Annotated in this window: 17 protein-coding genes; 6 read left to right on the top strand and 11 right to left on the bottom strand. The window is 61.1% G+C overall.

Annotation, left to right across the window (positions count from 1 at the left end; genetic code table 11):
• Positions 1-5 precede the first annotated feature (5 nt).
• A complete protein-coding gene (locus tag SJY08_RS17940; RefSeq protein ID WP_054149426.1) occupies positions 6-1,022 on the top strand; it encodes a type II secretion system F family protein in 1,017 nt (338 codons plus the stop codon).
• A 10-nt stretch (positions 1,023-1,032) separates the two neighbouring features.
• Positions 1,033-2,019, top strand: coding sequence for a type II secretion system F family protein (locus SJY08_RS17945; RefSeq protein ID WP_054149425.1), 987 nt, complete (start codon positions 1,033-1,035; stop codon positions 2,017-2,019).
• Between the two features lie 18 nt (positions 2,020-2,037).
• Here the strand turns inward: SJY08_RS17945 and SJY08_RS17950 are convergent, their stop codons facing one another.
• The 11 genes from SJY08_RS17950 to SJY08_RS18000 all read right to left on the bottom strand — a co-directional run bounded on the left by SJY08_RS17950 (position 2,038) and on the right by SJY08_RS18000 (position 12,260).
• Positions 2,038-2,193, bottom strand: a complete 156-nt coding sequence (locus SJY08_RS17950; RefSeq protein WP_167494934.1) for a hypothetical protein — start codon at positions 2,191-2,193, stop codon at positions 2,038-2,040.
• Between the two features lie 92 nt (positions 2,194-2,285).
• Complete coding sequence (locus SJY08_RS17955; RefSeq protein WP_069042593.1) at positions 2,286-2,747, bottom strand: carbon monoxide dehydrogenase subunit G; 462 nt, start codon at positions 2,745-2,747, stop codon at positions 2,286-2,288.
• A 103-nt stretch (positions 2,748-2,850) separates the two neighbouring features.
• Positions 2,851-4,155 carry a nicotinate phosphoribosyltransferase gene (pncB, locus tag SJY08_RS17960; protein WP_054149518.1) on the bottom strand — a complete coding sequence of 435 codons (1,305 nt, stop codon included), beginning with the start codon at positions 4,153-4,155 and terminating at the stop codon, positions 2,851-2,853.
• Between the two features lie 139 nt (positions 4,156-4,294).
• Entirely contained in the window at positions 4,295-4,591 is a 297-nt protein-coding gene (locus SJY08_RS17965) for a hypothetical protein (protein ID WP_377277358.1), read from the bottom strand.
• A 92-nt stretch (positions 4,592-4,683) separates the two neighbouring features.
• Positions 4,684-5,646 (bottom strand): 2-hydroxyacid dehydrogenase, encoded by a 963-nt coding sequence (locus tag SJY08_RS17970; RefSeq protein ID WP_377277360.1) that lies wholly within the window; start codon positions 5,644-5,646, stop codon positions 4,684-4,686.
• Between the two features lie 12 nt (positions 5,647-5,658).
• Positions 5,659-7,287, bottom strand: a complete 1,629-nt coding sequence (locus tag SJY08_RS17975; protein ID WP_377277362.1) for an ABC transporter ATP-binding protein — start codon at positions 7,285-7,287, stop codon at positions 5,659-5,661.
• Positions 7,284-7,784 (bottom strand): type II toxin-antitoxin system VapC family toxin, encoded by a 501-nt coding sequence (locus SJY08_RS17980; RefSeq protein ID WP_377277364.1) that lies wholly within the window; start codon positions 7,782-7,784, stop codon positions 7,284-7,286. The genes SJY08_RS17975 and SJY08_RS17980 overlap by 4 nt, the downstream gene beginning before the upstream one ends.
• A complete protein-coding gene (locus SJY08_RS17985) occupies positions 7,772-8,020 on the bottom strand; it encodes a hypothetical protein (RefSeq protein WP_069042597.1) in 249 nt (82 codons plus the stop codon). Before SJY08_RS17985 ends, SJY08_RS17980 begins: the two co-directional genes overlap by 13 nt.
• Positions 8,021-8,087: 67 nt before the next feature.
• Complete coding sequence (locus tag SJY08_RS17990; protein WP_300889444.1) at positions 8,088-9,224, bottom strand: ABC transporter permease; 1,137 nt, start codon at positions 9,222-9,224, stop codon at positions 8,088-8,090.
• Positions 9,224-10,318: a microcin C ABC transporter permease YejB gene (locus SJY08_RS17995; protein WP_054149417.1), complete on the bottom strand. Its 1,095-nt coding sequence runs from the start codon at positions 10,316-10,318 to the stop codon at positions 9,224-9,226. The genes SJY08_RS17990 and SJY08_RS17995 overlap by 1 nt, the downstream gene beginning before the upstream one ends.
• A gap of 142 nt (positions 10,319-10,460) precedes the next feature.
• Positions 10,461-12,260, bottom strand: coding sequence for an extracellular solute-binding protein (locus tag SJY08_RS18000; RefSeq protein WP_300889502.1), 1,800 nt, complete (start codon positions 12,258-12,260; stop codon positions 10,461-10,463).
• Between the two features lie 226 nt (positions 12,261-12,486).
• Between SJY08_RS18000 and mepA the strand changes: the two genes are divergently transcribed.
• The 4 genes from mepA (at position 12,487) to SJY08_RS18020 (ending at position 16,993) form a co-directional block, all read left to right on the top strand.
• Positions 12,487-13,560, top strand: coding sequence for a penicillin-insensitive murein endopeptidase (mepA, locus tag SJY08_RS18005; RefSeq protein ID WP_377277367.1), 1,074 nt, complete (start codon positions 12,487-12,489; stop codon positions 13,558-13,560).
• A gap of 88 nt (positions 13,561-13,648) precedes the next feature.
• Positions 13,649-14,029, top strand: coding sequence for a methylglyoxal synthase (locus SJY08_RS18010; RefSeq protein ID WP_054149416.1), 381 nt, complete (start codon positions 13,649-13,651; stop codon positions 14,027-14,029).
• Between the two features lie 27 nt (positions 14,030-14,056).
• Positions 14,057-15,097, top strand: a complete 1,041-nt coding sequence (locus SJY08_RS18015) for a glucokinase (RefSeq protein WP_377277370.1) — start codon at positions 14,057-14,059, stop codon at positions 15,095-15,097.
• Positions 15,098-15,229: 132 nt separating this feature from the next.
• Positions 15,230-16,993, top strand: a complete 1,764-nt coding sequence (locus SJY08_RS18020) for an ABC transporter ATP-binding protein (RefSeq protein WP_377278657.1) — start codon at positions 15,230-15,232, stop codon at positions 16,991-16,993.
• Positions 16,994-17,001 lie beyond the last annotated feature (8 nt).

The following is a 17,001-nucleotide window of genomic DNA, read 5'->3' on the forward strand; positions in this document are numbered from 1 at the left end:
CCAGCATGTTCGGCATCGATCCTACCATTCTGGCCATTGTCCTCCTCGCGGCCGTCTCGACAGGCGCGATCGCCTATGGTGTGCTCTATTCGAAGATCGAGACCGAGAAAAAGACGGCAACCCGCATCAACCGCGTGCGGTCTGCCGAAACCGACACCAACCAGATGAAGGCTGCCCGCGACCGCGTGCAGGAGATTTCCAAGCGACGCAAATCGGTGCAGGACTCGCTCAAGGAACTCGAGAAGAAACAACAGCAGGACAAGACCAAGAAGGCCAATGCCGCCAGCCTGAAGGCGAAGCTGGTGCAATCGGGTCTGGCGATTTCCCTGTCCCAGTTCTATATGGTGAGCGTCCTGATAGGACTGGTCGTACTGGCGGTGACGTTCCTTGCGGGCATGGGACCGCTGGTGATCGCAGGTGCCACATTCGTCGCCGCTTTCGGCCTACCCCGCTGGTTCGTCGGGTTTCTCGTTGGCCGTCGCCAGAAGAAGTTTCTCGAAGAATTCCCCAATTCGCTCGACGTCATGACACGTTCCATCCGCTCGGGCCTTCCGCTCAATGACGCAATCCGGATGATTGCGTCGGATGGTCAGGACCCGGTCAAAACGGAGTTTCGGCGCATCGTCGAGTCCCAGCAACTCGGCCTGAGCGTGCCCGATTCCGTGGCCCGCATGCATCAGACCATGCCGCTGAGCGAAGTCAGCTTCTTTGCCATCGTCGTCGCGATCCAGGGCCAGGCGGGCGGCAACCTCTCCGAAGCGCTCTCCAACCTCTCGCGTGTCCTGCGTGACCGCAAGAAGATGAAGGCCAAGGTCAACGCTCTGTCGATGGAAGCGAAGGCATCGGCCGCAATCATTGGCGCACTGCCCTTTATCGTGGCCCTGCTCGTCTACCTGACGTCGCCGGACTACATCATGATCCTGTTCACGGATTCCCGCGGACACCTGATCCTCGGCGTCTCGGCTGTCTGGATGAGCATCGGCCTTCTGGTCATGCGCAACATGATCAACTTCGAGATCTGAGGAGCGGGTGATGACGGAAGACTGGGCCGCACAACTGACAGATCCGACGCTGCTGATCGCCGTTCTCGTGGGGCTCGCGGTGTTCGGCACGTTCTACACCTTCGCCATGCCCTATCTGGAACGTGGCGATCTGAACAAGCGCATGCGTGCTGTCTCGACCGAGCGCGACCTGATCCGCGCACGGGAGCGGGCGAAACTTAACGCCGAAGTTGCCCAGAGCCGGGCATCACTCAGAGCGACGAACAACAAGTCGGTGCGGCATATCGTTGAACGGTTCAACCTGCGCAAGGCGCTGGTGGACGACAACACGGTCGACAAGCTGAAGGCTGCAGGCCTGAGATCACAGAACGCGTTGAACATGTTCCTCGTGGCGCGTTTCCTATTGCCGTTCGGAACACTCGCTCTTACGGCTTTCTGGATCTTCGTGCTCGGCAATCTGGCCGAAAAGGCGCTGCCGATTCGACTCTTCGTCACCATTCTTGGCGGCTATCTCGGCTTCTACCTGCCGAACATCTACGTTTCGAACCGCATCACAAAACGCCAGCAGTCAATCAAGCGCGCCTGGCCGGATGCGCTGGATCTCATGCTGATCTGCGTGGAATCGGGTATCTCGCTGGAGGCTGCAATGCGGCGCGTATCGGACGAGATCGGTGAGCAGTCGCCCGAACTCGCCGAGGAAATGGTGCTGACCACGGCCGAACTTTCATTTCTTCCCGACCGCCGCCAGGCGCTCGAAAATCTTGGCACACGCACGCAGCTCGACGGCGTCAAGAACGTGGTTCAGGCGCTCATTCAGGCCGACCGATACGGTACACCTGTCGCGCAAGCTCTGCGCGTGCTTGCGCAAGAGGGACGCGACGAACGCATGAACGAAGCGGAGAAAAAGGCAGCAGCCCTTCCGCCGAAGCTCACCGTTCCGATGATCCTGTTCTTTCTGCCGGTGCTGATCGCCGTCATTCTGGGCCCCGCAGGGATCCAGGTCTCCGACAGGTTCTGATGGGCCGACTGGCCGCTATCAGTGGACGGTCGCGAGTTCTTCTTCGAGCAGCTTCAGTGCATCCTGCAGCGCTTCAACCAAGATGTCCGTCAGTTCGTCGGATTTGTTCTCGAGAAGCATCAGCTTGACCGCCATGTCCTGCTGCTCGAAATACTGGTCAGGTCCTTCGTTCATCATCATGTCCCCTTAAGGCCGAATCATCTCGGCTGGTTCCACGATGCCGCCGCTTCCTTGTGCCGGGCTTTCACCCGATCCTGCGTCATCCGTCAAGCGTCAGTCTCGACCCCACCGGTCACTGCGGAATTGAAGTTTGAGAAAAACTCGCCTGCGAGCTTCTTCGAGGTCGATTCGATCAGACGGCTTCCCAACTGGGCGATCTTGCCGCCGACCTCGGCCTTTACCGTATAGGTGAGCAAGGTCGCTCCGTCCTCTTCCGGTGTCAGGGTCACATCTGCACCACCCTTGGCAAAGCCGGCAAGGCCACCCTTGCCTTCGCCTGATATCGTATAGGAATGCGGCGGATTGAGATTGTGCAGCTCGACGGCCCCTTCGAATTTTGCCTTGATCGGCCCGATCTTCAGAACGACCTTGGCGGCCATCTGACTGTCAGAGGTCTTTTCCAGGCTTTCGCAGCCCGGAATGGACTGCTTGAGGATTTCGGGATCGTTCAGCGCACGCCAGACGGTTTCCACCGGCGCCTCGATGCGCTCGCTGCCTTGCATGTCCATCCGGTCGTCCTCCCTTGCAGATCGCGGGCTCCCTCCCGCAGTCCCAGACTGCATGGCGAAGGCGGCGGATGCAAGACTGCTAAAGCATCAGTGCAACCGACCGTCAGACGAGAACAGCCTGCTCGACGCGGTCCTGAGAGCCGAAGAAGCGGAGGTAACGCTCGACTTCCTGCGGATCCCCGGTCGCCTTGCGCGGGTTGTCGGAAAGCTTGACCGCCGGGCGACCGTTGGCTTCCGAGACCTTGCAGACGATGGAAATCGGCTTTAGGCCAGCGATCTCCACGGGCGCGCAGCCGGCGAAATCATTGGTGAGATTGGTACCCCAGCCGAAGGACATGCGAACGCGGCCGGCGAAATGGCGGTAGGTGTCGATGATCGCGTCGACGTCCAGACCGTCCGAGAAGATCAGGAGCTTCTTGCGCGGATCGCGGCCCATCTTCTTCCACCATTCGATGATCTTCTCGCCGCCTTCGATCGGGGGCGCGCTATCCGGTCGGAAACCGGTCCAGTCGGCGACCCATTCCGGTGCATGCTGGAGAAAGGACGTGGTGCCGTAAGCATCAGGCAAAACAATCAGCAGATTGCCGCCGTAGAGGCGATTCCAGTCTTTCAACACCTGATAAGGGGCTGCGGCCAGTTGCTCATCGGTCTTTGCCAGTGCTGCAACGACCATGGGCAATTCATGGGCATTGGTACCGACGGCTTCGAGATCGGAATCCATGGCAAGCAGCACATTGCTCGTGCCGGTGAAGGCCGGGCCGATACCTTCCTTCAAGGCTTCCACGCACCAGCGCTGCCAGAGGAAGCTGTGCCGGCGGCGGGTGCCGAAGTCGGAAATGCGCAGACCCGGCAATTCGCCTAGGCGCTCGACCTTCGACCACATCTTCGCCTTGGCACGCGCATAGAGCACGTCGAGAGTGAAATAGCCGAGCGAGCGCATGGCGGCCCGCGAGCGCAGCTCGTTTATGATGGCAAGCGCCGGAATTTCCCACAGCGTGGTTTCCATCCAGGAGCCGTGGAAGGTCAATTCGTATTGGCCATCGCGCTTGGAAAGTTCGTATTCAGGGAGCTGGAGATTGCCGAGCCAGGCGAGGAATTCAGGCTCGAAGATCTGAGCGCGACCGTAAAACGTGTTACCGGCCAGCCAGATCATTTCCTTTTTTGTCAACCGCAGCGAACGAACATGATCGAGCTGGTCGCGCAACTCCTGCTCGTCGATCTCGTCGGCGAGCCTGACCGAGGTCGTGCGATTGATGAGCGTGAAGGTCGCGTTCACCTGCGGATAGAGCTTCCAGATCATCTGGAGCATCAGCAGTTTGTAGAAGTCCGTATCGATCAGGCTGCGGATGATGGGATCGAGCTTCCAGGCATGATTGTAAACCCTGGTCGCGATATCTGTCTTGGTCATGATCGATTGCCTTGCCATCCGCAGGGGGACTGCGGGGGACGGCCGAAACGCTTCGGCCGTTTCCGCTGCAGTTATCGGCAATCACCGGAGGAATGTCCAGAGAGCGCCATTACGCCGCTCTCCGCAAGATTTAACCGTATCACTGGCTGGGTGTCGGGCTGGACTCCGGCACGATCTGACCCTGGCCGTTGTTCTCGCTCGGCGACGGGGCCGTCTGCTCGACCGGCTGATTTGCCGGCTCACTCGGTGCAATCGAATTGCCCCACCATTCGGCCGGGATCCAGACGAGCATGGCGAGGATCAGCCCGCCGAGCAGCACGATGAGGACCGGTTTGCCTTTAGAGCCCTGACGCGCATCCGTCGGCGTCATCGGTTCCGGCTTCAGGCCCCGCGTTTGGCGGTCGGTCGTGTCTGGAAGATCGGTTCGGCTGCTCATGTCGTTGCTCCCTGTGTACTGAGGCGCGCAAAGCGCGAATTCTCAGGGGAAACGGGAGCTCCAGCGGGTTTGTTCCCGCAATTCTCGGGCGGCTAGTAACCAGCTGTCCGGTCGACAACGAATTCAAGGGGCTTGCCAGCCTCGAACAGGCCGATCTGCGCTTCGACATGGCGGAAGAGCGCACGAACATCGGAGGCGGCTGCGGCGTGGGGCGTCACGATCACGTTCGGCATCGACCAAAGCGGGCTGTCGGAATCGAGCGGCTCCTTTTCGAACACATCGAGGGACGCCGCCTTCAGCGTGCCGTCCTTGAGGCATTCGACCAGCTCTGCTTCCTTCTGGCTCCCGCCGCGACCGGCATTGAGAAAGATTGGACCGCCCAGGGGGCCGGAGCGACGCAGCTTGGAAAACAGAGCGCGGTCGTAGATGCCGCGTGTATCGTCCGTAAGCGGCAGCAGGCCGACCAGGATATCGGTGCGGCCGAGGAAGGCGTCGAGCCCGTTTGCATCGAAGGTTTCGACGCTATCGATCTCTTTTTCGCGACGAGACCAGCCTATGACATTAAAGCCGATGATCTTGAGCTTGTGAACGGCATCTGCGCCCAAGACCCCGAGGCCCATGACGCCGACCGTGACATCCCGGGCTTCCGGTTGATCGGCAATCTCATGCCAGACGCGATGCTGCTGCTGGCCAGCATAGGCAATACCGTTGCGCAGATGATGGAGGCATTGCCAGACGACCCATTCGCTCATGCGGTCCGTCAGGCTGCGATCGACAAAACGGACGATCGGGAGATCCGGCAGTTCATAGGCCGAGAGGATGTGATCGACACCGGCACCGCCGGAGAAGATGGCCGTGAGCCCGGTTGCACGACGGAAAAGGGCCGGATCCGGTTTCCAGACCACGGCGAATTCGGCATCCGATAGGTCTCGGTCCGCATGCGCCGGGTCACCCATGTCGATAACCGGACGATCGGGGAAGGCCGAGCGAAGAGCATTGACGACGCTTTCGCGCGCAAAGCGGAGATCGACGACGACGGGGCGTTTTTCGGACATTGCAGACTCACATTATTGGCGGATGCCGCCGGCTTCGACGGCTTCGAGATTGAAGGCGGCGGCCATCAGGGCGCGGGTATAGTCGGCCTTGGGGGCGGCGAAGACCTCTGCGGCCGGACCTGTCTCCACCACCTTGCCGCCGCGCATGACGATCAGCTCATTGGCCAGCGCCTTCACGACCTTCAGGTCATGACTGATGAAGAGATAGGCGAGGTCGTGTTTGGCCTGAAGATCGCGAAGGAGATCGACCACCTGGGCCTGGACGGTCATGTCGAGGGCGGAGGTGGGTTCATCGAGCATGACGAAACGGGGTTTCAGCACCATGGCGCGGGCGATCGCGATGCGTTGGCGTTGGCCGCCGGAGAATTCATGAGGGTAGCGCCAGCGGGTGGCGGGGTCGAGGCCGACTTCTTCGAGCGCCCAGGCGACGCGGCTGTCGCGCTCTTCTGCCGTCAGCTGCTTTTCGTGAACCTTCAGACCTTCCGCGATGATCTCGCCCACGGACATGCGCGGGCTGAGCGAACCGAAGGGGTCCTGAAAGACGATCTGCAGGCGATCGCGCAGCGGCCGCATCTCGCTGTAGGAGAAGGCATCGATGTCCTTGCCGATGAAGCTGATGCGCCCCTTCGAGGAGATGAGGCGTGAAAGGGCAAGACCGAGCGTCGTCTTGCCGGAGCCGGATTCGCCGACCACGCCGAGCGTCTGGCCGGCGCGGAGCGTGAGATCCACGCCATCGACGGCCTTCACGTGATCGACTGTGCGGCGCAGGAAGCCGGCCTTGATCGGGAACCAGACACGGATGTCTTCGCCCTGCATGACAACAGGCTTTGTCTCGTCCAGGACCGGCGGTTCGCCGTGCGGCTCCGAGGCGAGCAGTTTCTTCGTATAGGCATGCTGGGGCCGCTCGAAGATATCCTCGACGGGACCTGCCTCGACGATCTTGCCCTTGGTCATGACGCAGACGCGATCGGCGAACTTGCGGACGATGCCGAGATCATGGGTAATGAACAGCATGGACATGCCGTGCTCGGACTTGAGGCGGCCCAAGAGTTCGAGGATCTGGGCCTGGACTGTGACGTCGAGGGCTGTGGTCGGCTCATCGGCGATGAGAAGCTTCGGCCTGTTGGCAAGTGCCATGGCGATCATCACGCGCTGGCGCTGGCCGCCCGAGAGTTCATGCGGGAAGGCGGTCAGCCGCTTTTCCGGCTCGCGGATGCCAACCTGGTGTAGAAGTTCGAGCACGCGGGCGCGTGCGGATGCGCCTTGCAGTCCCTGGTGAAGCGCGAGGATTTCGCTGATCTGCCGCTCGATCGAGTGAAGCGGATTGAGCGAGGTCATCGGCTCCTGGAAAATCATGGTGATATCGTTGCCGCGCACCGCGCGGAGCTCGGGCTCGCTTGCGGTCATCAGATCGCGTCCGTCGAACAGGATCTGACCGGATGGGTGGCTCGCTGCCGGATAGGGCAGGAGCTTCAGCACCGAGGCGGCGGAGACCGATTTGCCGGAGCCGGATTCGCCAACCAAAGCAACGATCTCGCCGCGCTGGATGTCGAACGAGACACGGTCGACCGCCAGGCTCTCGCGGCCACCCTGGTGGAAGGCGACGGAAAGATCGCGCACGGAGAGCAAGGGTTCGGTCATGCGGTGAGGCTTTCGATCAGGGAGGTTAGAGAGCGGGCGTCCAAGTGGCAAACTTCAAACAAGTCAGGCTCTTTCGAGGACGAATTTGTCACAGAGTTGGAGATGCCTTGGTCATCGGTCAAGAAATGCGTGGTGGCGACAGCGAGAGCTGATGCGACATGGATGGCATCTGGCAGTTTCAGGCTGTTCCGGCGCGCCCGCAATTGTGCGGCGGTATCCAGAATGCTGCTCGCTACGGGAACGATCTGCAGCCACGGCAGACCCGAGCCCCAAGCCCTGTAGACTTCAACGAGCCTCATATCGCCATCGCCCAATGGCTTCACCAGCAGTTCCGAGATGGTCAACGCGCTCGTAGACAAGATCGCGCTCGGTCGAGATGATGCCTTGCTGGTCAAGTTTCGCATCAAGTCACGTAGAGGGCCATCACCCTCAACGAGCAAGATCGCAGCATTCGTGTCGAGGTGGATTTGGTGCCGTTGCGGCATCAGTCGTCCCATTCGTCGCGAAGTTCCCGAATACGCGCCACAGCTTCAGCGGCCGTAACGCGGCGGTCGTCCTGGCGACGGTAGGCCTCTACTTTTTTCATGAACTCTTCAAAGCTCGTTTTGGCCGGGCTCGGGGCGTTGCCTTCCATCTCCAGCACGACGCGCACTGTGCCGCCCGCTTCCAACCCCTCCCTCAGGTCGGCAGGCAGATTCTCAACCGGATAATGCTCTCTGACGATCTTGTTCATCGCATCATGCTCCTGATCAGGCCTGCGCCCATCATGCCACAGATGCTGTCTTTTGACGAACCCGCGCTCATCGGAAGGTTTTCCTGGGATCAAACGCATCGCGGACGGCTTCGCCGACGAAAATCAGGAGCGAGAGCATGATCGACATGGTGAAGAAGGCGGTGAGGCCGAGCCAGGGGGCCTGGAGGTTGCGTTTGCCTTGCGCGATCAGTTCACCGAGCGATGGCGAGCCGGGCGGCATGCCGAAGCCGAGGAAGTCGAGCGAGGTGAGCGTGGTGATCGAACCCGAAAGGATGAAAGGCAGGAAGGTGAGCGTTGCGACCATGGCGTTCGGCAGGAGATGGCGGAACATGATCGTCCAATTGCCAACGCCGAGCGCTCGGGCCGCATTCACATACTCGAAATTTCGCGCGCGCAGGAATTCGGCGCGCACGATGCCGACGAAGCCGACCCAGGAGAAAAGCAGCATGATGCCGAGCAGGACGAAGAAGCCGGGCGGCAGGATGGCCGCGATGATCAGCAGGATGTAGAGAACCGGCATGGACGACCAGATCTCGATGAAGCGCTGCATCAGGAGATCGGTCCAGCCGCCGAAATAGCCCTGCACGGCACCAGCCGTGACGCCGATCGCAGCGGAGGCAAGAGTAAGTACCAGGCCAAAGAGGATCGAGATGCGGAAGCCGTAGATCATGCGCGCCATGACGTCGCGGGCCTGATCATCCGTGCCGAGCCAGTTCATGTTGCCGAGCACGCAGTTCGGATCCTCGGCCTTCAGCGGATAGGCGGCGCAGCGGGTCTCCTTGTCCATCAGCCAGAAGGGCGCTGTTGGTGCCGAATGCGGGACCTCGGAATTGACCGTGCGGTAGGAATAGCGGATTGGCGGCCAGACCATCCAGCCATTGGCGTTGATCTCGTCGGATATGAAGGGCGAGCGATAATCGGTGACGGCAAGGAAGCCGCCGAACTTCTCTTCCGGGTAATCGACGATGACGGGGAAGAGGATTTCGCCTCTGTAGGAGGCGATAACAGGTTTGTCGTTGGCGATGAACTCGGCAAACAGGCTGAGCACGAACAGAACCATGAAGATCCAGAAGGACCAGAAGCCACGGCGGTTCGCCTTGAAGTTCTCAAGCCTTCGGCGGTTCGTTGGGTTCAGCCAGCCCTTCTTCGGCGGGGCAATGATGGTGGTTTCGACGGCGGACATCAGACATCCCTCCGGTCGAAATCGATGCGCGGATCGATCCAGGTGTAGATCAGGTCGGAAATCAGGCCGATCACGAGGCCCATCAGCGAGAAGATGTAGAGCGTGGCAAAGACGATCGGATAGTCGCGGTTGACGATCGCGAGATAGCCGAGGCGGCCGAGGCCATCGAGCGAGAAGATGTTTTCGATCAGCAGCGAGCCGGTGAAGAAGGCGGAGATGAAGGCACCCGGCAGGCCGGCGATGACGATCAGCATGGCGTTGCGAAAGACATGGCCATAGAGCACCTGGCGCTCGCCAAGGCCCTTTGCCCGGGCCGTGACGACATATTGCTTCTTGATCTCGTCGATGAAGGAGTTTTTCGTCAGCAGCGTGGTCGTAGCAAAGGCCGAGAGCAGGAGTGCTGTGAGCGGCAGAGCGAGATGCCAGAAGTAGTCGAGGATCTTCTGCCACCAGGAGAGTTGGTCGAAATTGTCGGAGGTGAGGCCGCGGAGCGGGAACCAGTCGAAGAAGGATCCGCCGGCGAAAAGCACGATCAGAAGGATGCCGAAGAGGAAGCCGGGAACGGCGTAGCCGACGACGATGATGCCTGATGTCCAGACATCGAAGCGGGAGCCGTCGGCGACCGCCTTGCGGATGCCGAGCGGGATCGAAATCGCGTAGGAGATCAACAGCACCCAGAGGCCAAGTGAGATGGATACCGGCAGCTTCTCGATGATCAAGTCGATGACGGAAGTGTTGCGGAAGAAGCTCTCGCCGAAATCGAAGCGGATGTAGTTCCACATCATCTCGAGAAAACGCTCGAGCGGCGGCTTGTCGAAACCGAATTGCTTTTCGAGCTTGGCGATCAGTTCCGGATCGAGGCCCTGGGCGCCGCGATAGCGGGAGCCCCCCTCCTCTGCACCGGCGGACTGGCCCAGCATGTCCCCACCGCCTGACAGGCGCGCATCCGCGCCATCAGCCTGGCCGCTGAGCTGTGCAATGACCTGCTCGACGGGGCCGCCCGGGGCGAACTGGATAACGATGAAGGAGATGCCCATGATACCGATCATTGTGGGTATCATCAGCAGCAGACGCCGGAGAATATAAGCGGTCATGCGCGGCGCCCCCGTTCAGGATCACATCTGCCCACGATGTCCAGGCTCGTTTGGTCAGCCAATATCAGCCGCTCCGTTTTCCAGCGATTCGTTCCCTCCATTCCTAGAGTCTCACACAAGAGGCGCAAGCCCCGAGCCGGAATCACGGAGCCTTGGCCCACCAGATCGAGGGGAAGCCGGTGCTGTAGGTCGGGAGCTCGGCGGGGTGCTCGAACTTGTCCCAGAAGGCGTAGCGTGCCGTACCGCCGTAATAGAGCGGAATGACGTAGTCATGGGCCAGCAGCACACGGTCCATGGCCTTGGTTGCGGCGACCTGCTCCGCGCGGTCGGCCGGGAAGATGATCTTCTCGATCAGGGCGTCCACAGCCGGATCGGCAATGCCGGCATAATTCTGCGAGCCTTCACGATTGACGGATGTCGACCCCCAGTAGTCGCGCTGCTCGTTGCCGGGGTTGAGCGTCTGAGCCCATACGGTCCAGGTCATGTCGTAATCGAAGCTTCGAGTTCGATTGGTATATTGCGAGGGATCGACCGTGCGGACCGACATTTCCACCCCAATCTTGCGCAATTGCTGTTGGTAGGGGACCGCGACCACCTCAAGCTGGGGGCTGGACAACAGGAGCTCGAAGCGGAAGGGCTGGCCGGTCTGCGCGTTGACCATGGCATTGCCACGAAGTTCATAGCCTGCCTGTTTGAAGAGTTCGACCGCCTTGCGCAAATTGTCGCGAGACGCCTGCGGTGAACCGCCGACGGGGTTCGTGTAGGGCGTATCGAAAACCGAAGCGGGAACCTTGTCCTTAAGAGCGGTCAGCAGTTCGAGTTCCTGGCCTTGAGGCAGCCCGCTGGAAGCAAGTTCGGTTCCGTTGAAAAAGCTGCTGACGCGGAAATAGGCATTGTAAAAGACGGTGCGGTTCAATTCCTCGAAGTCGAGCGCGTAGTTGAGCGCCTTGCGGACCCGCTGGTCCTTGAACATCTCGCGCCGCATGTTCGGCACCAGCGCCTGCATCACGCCCGTCGCACGGAAGGGATTTTCATATTCCTCCTTCTTGACGCGGCCATCCTGTGCGGCCGGAAAATCGAAGCCAGTCGCCCAGCGCGCGGCCCGCGTCTCCTGCCAGAAGTCTGTGTTGCCGGAACGGAAGGCCTCGAACTCGACGTCTCGATCGCCGAACATCGTGTAGGTGATGTTCTTGAAGTTGTTGTAGCCCAGATTGACGTTGAGATCCTTGCCCCAGTAGTCGTCCCGCAATTCGTAGCGGATGGTCGAGCCAGCCGTGAACTCGGCGATCTTGTAGGGCCCCGACCCCATCACCGGCTCCAGCGTGGTCCGTCCAATATCCCGAGACTGTCCATCAGCCCCGCTTGCCTCCCACCAGTGCTTCGGGACAACCGGGAACTGGCCAAGGATCATCGGCAGTTCCCGGTTGTTCTTCTGGTCGAAGCGGAATGTGACGTCACGATCGCCCGTCTTCTCAGCTGCAACCACATGGCTGTAATAGCTCGTGTAGAGCGGGTTCAATTCCTTGAGCTTCTCAAAGCTGAAAATGACGTCTTCCGGCTTGACGGGCTCACCGTCAGCGAAGCGGGCCTCGGCGCGGAGACGGAAGGTGGCGCTCGATATGTCTTTGGGGAATGAGACGCCTTCTGCGAGCAACCCGTAGCCGGTGGAAATCTCGTCACTCGTGTCTTTCAGAAGCGTATCGAAGACGTTGATCAGGCCGGGTGCGGCTTCGCCCCTGTCGAGCACCGGGTTGAAGCTGTCGAAGGTTCCGGTCGACGACATGCGCAAGGTGCCGCCCTTCGGCGCTTGCGGATTGACGTAATCGAAATTGGCAAAGCCGGGCGCATATTTGAGCTCGCCCAGAAGCGAGACGCCATGGCGGAACGGCTCTGCGTTTTCCTGCGCCATCGCATGAGACGGCGCAAACGCCAAGACTGCCATAAGGCCCCAGATTGCGAAGCTCGACTTGTTGCGATCCATCCGCCTACTTCCCCGTATCTGCTTTTGTTGCGAAGCAGGATAGGGCAAAACCAGGCAAAAAACAGGGGACTGACAGAGATGTGAGCGCCGGGCCTTCCGCAGATTCACCCCAATTCCGTTTCAGGCTAGACTGACCTGTGATTCACCCGGCCATCCGGCGGGGAGCGAATCCGGACCGACCGGGGACATGCACACGATGAAGAAAACCAGGGGCGCACGCCCGCTCGCCATGGCACTGACGTTTGCCTGCGCATTCGCGACCGTCGTCAGCGATACGGCATCCGCCGAAGGACGTCCGGCCAAGGAGCTCTTCGGCGGCATGGCGCTGCCGGCCAAGGCTGCCCCCTCCCCTTATGGCTCCTATGCCAAGGGGTGCATTGCCGGCGCCGTTGCCATTCCAACCGATGGACCAACCTGGCAGGCGATGCGCCTGTCGCGCAATCGTCGCTGGGGTCATCCCGAGATGATCACGCTCCTCGAGCGTTTCTCAAAAGATGCAGTGCAGCTCGGCTGGGGCTCGGGCATCCTGATCGGCGACATCTCGCAACCGCGCGGCGGGCCGATGCTTTCAGGCCATGCCTCGCATCAGATAGGGCTTGATGCCGATATCTGGTTCACGCCGAAGCCCGCCAATGCGCTTTCCCCGCAGCAGCGCGAGGATCTGCCTTTCACCTCGATGCTGGAGAAGGACAAGTTCCTGACCGTCGACAAGCGGCTCTGGACCAATACCCACGCACGCCTCGTCGTGCAGGCCGCGAGCTATCCGCAGGTCGAGCGCATCTTCGTCAATCCGGCGATCAAGAAGAAGCTCTGCGACACCTGGACCGGTGACCGCGCGGTCCTCGGCAAGATCCGGCCGATCTATGGCCATGATGCGCATTTCCATATCCGCATGCGCTGCCCTGACGGTGCTACCGGCTGCAAGCCGCAGGCGGCCGTACCGCCGGGCGATGGTTGCGACAAGTCGCTGGCCTGGTGGTTCACCAAGGAGCCTTGGGCCGCACCGAAGAAAGACCCCAACGCAAAGCCAGCTCCGAAGCCCCGAGCCATGCAGGTCGCCGATCTCCCCAAGGCCTGCGCCCTGGTTCTCGACGCGCGCGGACCGTCGAGCGAGTACGAGGTGACCTATCAGGCAGCGGGTGGGTCGATGCCCGGCAGCGCTGCGTCGGCGTTCGCAGCACCGCCGGTCGCGACGATGGTTGAGCCTTTCGAATTGCCCACCATCGTTCCGGTTCCCCCCGCTCGGCCGGCCGGTTGGTGAAGGCGAGGTTCCGCAGGGTGCTTTTCAAGTGATCCTGGCTGCGCTAGATGGGTCTATCAAATCGATTTAAATCAGCTGGGGTCCCCTTGTGAGCCGCACCCGTTGCATCGCCCTGATCGCGCATGACCAGAAGAAGGACGACATGGCGGATTTCGCCCGGCGTCACCAGGCAAAGCTCATGGGCTGGCGGATCGTGGCGACCGGCACGACGGGTGGACGGATCAAGGATGCTGTCCCCGAGCTCGATGTGACGCGGCTGAAAAGCGGTCCGCTCGGCGGCGACCAGCAGATCGGCGCATTGATCTCCACAGGTGAAGTGGACATGCTCGTCTTCTTCGTCGACCCCTTGACTCCCATGCCCCATGATGTGGATGTCAAAGCGCTAATGCGGCTGGCGACCGTCTATGACATTCCGATGGCGCTGAACCTCGCAACCGCCGACATCCTGATGCAGACCCTGACTGCCTGAGCAGCGGGGCCCAAGACCGGACAGACCATGGCCCAGACACATCGCGACGACACCCTCCCCTTTCCGATTCTGATCGGTGACATCGGCGGCACCAATGCGCGCTTCTGGATCCTGCTTGACGAAAGCGGCGAGAAGATCAGCTTCCCCAATGTGGTGAACAAGGATTTCGCCACAATCGACGATGCTATCCGCTCGAGTGTTCTAGAGACAACAAGCCACAAGCCTCGGTCGCTGATCCTGGCGCTGGCTGGCCCGATCAAGGGCGACGAAGTGCCGCTCACCAACTGCCCGTGGGTGGTGCGCCCCAAGGTGCTGATGGCTGATCTCGGCTTCGCCGAAGTGCTGCTGCTCAATGATTTCGAGGCTCAGGCGCTGGCTGCGGCGACCCTCGGCGTCGACGACCGGCAGCATCTCGGTTCGCTCAGCGGGGCCCCGCTCGGCTCACGCGTCGTGCTGGGTCCGGGCACGGGGCTCGGCGTTGCGGGTCTGGTCCGGGCTCGCGACATGTGGTTTCCGGTTCCAGGCGAAGGTGGACATGTCGACGTCGGCCCGCGCACCAGCCGCGATCACCAGATCTGGCCGCATCTGACCCCGGTCCGCGACCCCAACGCCACGCTCGGCCGGATTTCGGCGGAAGAACTGCTCTCCGGGCGCGGCCTGATGAATATCTACCGTGCGCTTTGCAAGGCGGAGCGGAACCTGACGCCGCGTTACGAGGATCCGGCACAGGTTTCGTCTGCCGGTATTGCCGGGGCAGATGCGCTGGCGGGCGAGGCGCTCAGCCTGTTTGCAACCTATCTCGGTCGGGTTGCCGGCGATCTAGCGCTGATCTTCATGGCCAAGGGCGGCGTGTTCCTCGCCGGCGGCATATCGCCGAAAATCCTGCCGGCGCTGCAGAGCGGCGAATTCCGCGCCGCCTTCGAGGACAAGGCGCCGCATCAGGCTCTGCTGCACAGCATTCCGACCTTTGTCGTGACCCATCCGCAGGCGGCCCTGCACGGCCTTGCCGCCTTTGCGACAGCACCTTCGGATTTCGGGCTTGCGACCGAGGGGCGCCACTGGCGCTGAGCGGACCTGCCTCGCTATAGTCAAAGGCGCTGCGACTGGCTATAGAGCGGCGGCGCCTGCCGAGGCGTGACAGGCAATAGGACAGGACACTCTTTTTTGGACGCCCAGGACAGCCAGACCGAGAAACCCAACATGGACAGCGTCTCCGCCGTCCTGAAGCGCGTCATCGCCGAGAATGGGCGGCAGCATGTGGGCGGTTATGCTTTTGCCATCGTCTGCCTGCTCACGGTTGCCCTGACGACCGCATTTACCGCCTGGATCATGGAAGCCGTGATCAACGAGGCCTTTGCCAACCGGCGCGCCGATCTCGTATGGATCATCTGCGGCTCGATCTTTGCGGCTTTTGTGCTTCGCGGCTTTGCCGGATACGGTCAGGCCGTGACGCTCTCCAAGATCGGCAACAACATCGTGGCGCGCTATCAGCTGCGCCTGTTTTCACATCTGATGTCGCTCTCCATCGGCTATTTCAGTGAAGCACGGTCCGCACGGCTCGCAGCGCAGATCAATGAGAACATCAACGGGATCCGTGACGTCCTCAACATGACGATCACCTCGCTCGCCCGCGACCTCGTGACACTGATCGCGCTGCTCGGCGTTATGTTTTATCAGGACATTGTCCTGTCGTTGATCGTCTTCACCGTTGCGCCGCCGCTTTTCCTCGGCCTTCGCTACATCTCCCGTCGCCTGCGTAGCGCGACGAAGGAATCGGTCATTCTGAATTCGCATGTGCTCGGGGCCATCCAGGAGGCCGTGCAGGGGATTGCGATCGTCAAGGCCTTCACGATGGAAAGCCAGCTGGAGAACAAGATCCAGTCGACGATCGATGCCGCAGAAGGACGCGCCAACAGGATCGCCCGCCTCAGCGAACGCAACGGACCGCTGACCGAGAGCCTGGCGGGCCTGTCGATTGCCGGTGTCATGGCTTATGCCGCCTATCAGTCGATCTATGGCGGTGTGCTGCCAGGGGCCTTCTTCTCCTTCGTCACCGCCCTGCTGCTCGCCTATGAGCCCGCCAAGCGTCTGGCGCGTCTGCAGGTGTTCATGGAACGCGCCGCCGTCAATGCGCGGATGATCTACGAGATCCTCGACACGGAGCCGAACCAGCGGGACAAGGACGGCGCCAAGCAGATTTCGGTGTCCGAGGCGAAGATCGAGTTCCGCGACGTGACCTTTGCCTATGGCTCGAACGAGCCGACCTTGCGCAAACTCAATTTCACCGCACAGGGCGGCAAGACAACCGCGCTTGTGGGTCCGTCAGGCGCCGGCAAGTCCACGGTTATCACACTTGTTCCGCGCTTCTATGATCCGGCCGAAGGCGAAATCCTGATCGACGGGCAGAATATTGCCGACATCACGAAATCGTCGCTGCGCCGGCAGCTCGCCTATGTGTCGCAGCAACCCTACCTCTTCGAAGGCACGATTCGCGACAACATCCGCTACGGACGCCCGGAGGCGACCGATGCCGAGATCGAGGATGCGGCACGGCTTGCAAACGCCCATGACTTCATTCTTGCCCAGGCGCAAGGATACGATACGCCCGTCGGCGAGAACGGCATCACGCTTTCCGGTGGCCAGCGGCAGCGGCTCTCGATCGCTCGCGCGCTGGTGCGGAACGCACCGATCCTGCTCCTCGACGAGGCAACGTCCTCGCTCGACACGGAATCGGAAGCGGCCGTGCAGCAGGCGCTTGATGCGGCCATGGCCGGTCGCACCGTGATCGTCATCGCGCACCGCCTCTCGACCGTCGTCAATGCCGACAAGATCATTGTCATGCAGGATGGCGAGGTGGTGGAAGAAGGCACGCATGAGAGCCTTGCGCAGCGGCAGGGCGGTCTTTACGCTCGCCTCAACAATCTGCAGGCCGCTCCGAACGGCCAGTTCATCAGCCAGGAATAGACCCGCAT

This window comes from Rhizobium sp. R86522 (assembly GCF_042466255.1).
Classification (GTDB): Bacteria; Pseudomonadota; Alphaproteobacteria; order Rhizobiales; family Rhizobiaceae; genus Allorhizobium.

Bases quoted from the DNA above. Each gene is read 5' to 3' on its own strand.
- SJY08_RS17940 (WP_054149426.1), top strand. From the start codon at position 6: ATGTTCGGCATCGATCCTACCATTCTGGCCATTGTCCTCCTCGCGGCC.
- SJY08_RS17945 (WP_054149425.1), top strand. From the start codon at position 1,033: ATGACGGAAGACTGGGCCGCACAACTGACAGATCCGACGCTGCTGATC.
- SJY08_RS17950 (WP_167494934.1), bottom strand. From the start codon at position 2,193: ATGAACGAAGGACCTGACCAGTATTTCGAGCAGCAGGACATGGCGGTC.
- SJY08_RS17955 (WP_069042593.1), bottom strand. From the start codon at position 2,747: ATGGACATGCAAGGCAGCGAGCGCATCGAGGCGCCGGTGGAAACCGTC.
- pncB (WP_054149518.1), bottom strand. From the start codon at position 4,155: ATGACCAAGACAGATATCGCGACCAGGGTTTACAATCATGCCTGGAAG.
- SJY08_RS17965 (WP_377277358.1), bottom strand. From the start codon at position 4,591: ATGAGCAGCCGAACCGATCTTCCAGACACGACCGACCGCCAAACGCGG.
- SJY08_RS17970 (WP_377277360.1), bottom strand. From the start codon at position 5,646: ATGTCCGAAAAACGCCCCGTCGTCGTCGATCTCCGCTTTGCGCGCGAA.
- SJY08_RS17975 (WP_377277362.1), bottom strand. From the start codon at position 7,287: ATGACCGAACCCTTGCTCTCCGTGCGCGATCTTTCCGTCGCCTTCCAC.
- SJY08_RS17980 (WP_377277364.1), bottom strand. From the start codon at position 7,784: ATGGGACGACTGATGCCGCAACGGCACCAAATCCACCTCGACACGAAT.
- SJY08_RS17985 (WP_069042597.1), bottom strand. From the start codon at position 8,020: ATGAACAAGATCGTCAGAGAGCATTATCCGGTTGAGAATCTGCCTGCC.
- SJY08_RS17990 (WP_300889444.1), bottom strand. From the start codon at position 9,224: ATGTCCGCCGTCGAAACCACCATCATTGCCCCGCCGAAGAAGGGCTGG.
- SJY08_RS17995 (WP_054149417.1), bottom strand. From the start codon at position 10,318: ATGACCGCTTATATTCTCCGGCGTCTGCTGCTGATGATACCCACAATG.
- SJY08_RS18000 (WP_300889502.1), bottom strand. From the start codon at position 12,260: ATGGCAGTCTTGGCGTTTGCGCCGTCTCATGCGATGGCGCAGGAAAAC.
- mepA (WP_377277367.1), top strand. From the start codon at position 12,487: ATGCACACGATGAAGAAAACCAGGGGCGCACGCCCGCTCGCCATGGCA.
- SJY08_RS18015 (WP_377277370.1), top strand. From the start codon at position 14,057: ATGGCCCAGACACATCGCGACGACACCCTCCCCTTTCCGATTCTGATC.
- SJY08_RS18020 (WP_377278657.1), top strand. From the start codon at position 15,230: ATGGACAGCGTCTCCGCCGTCCTGAAGCGCGTCATCGCCGAGAATGGG.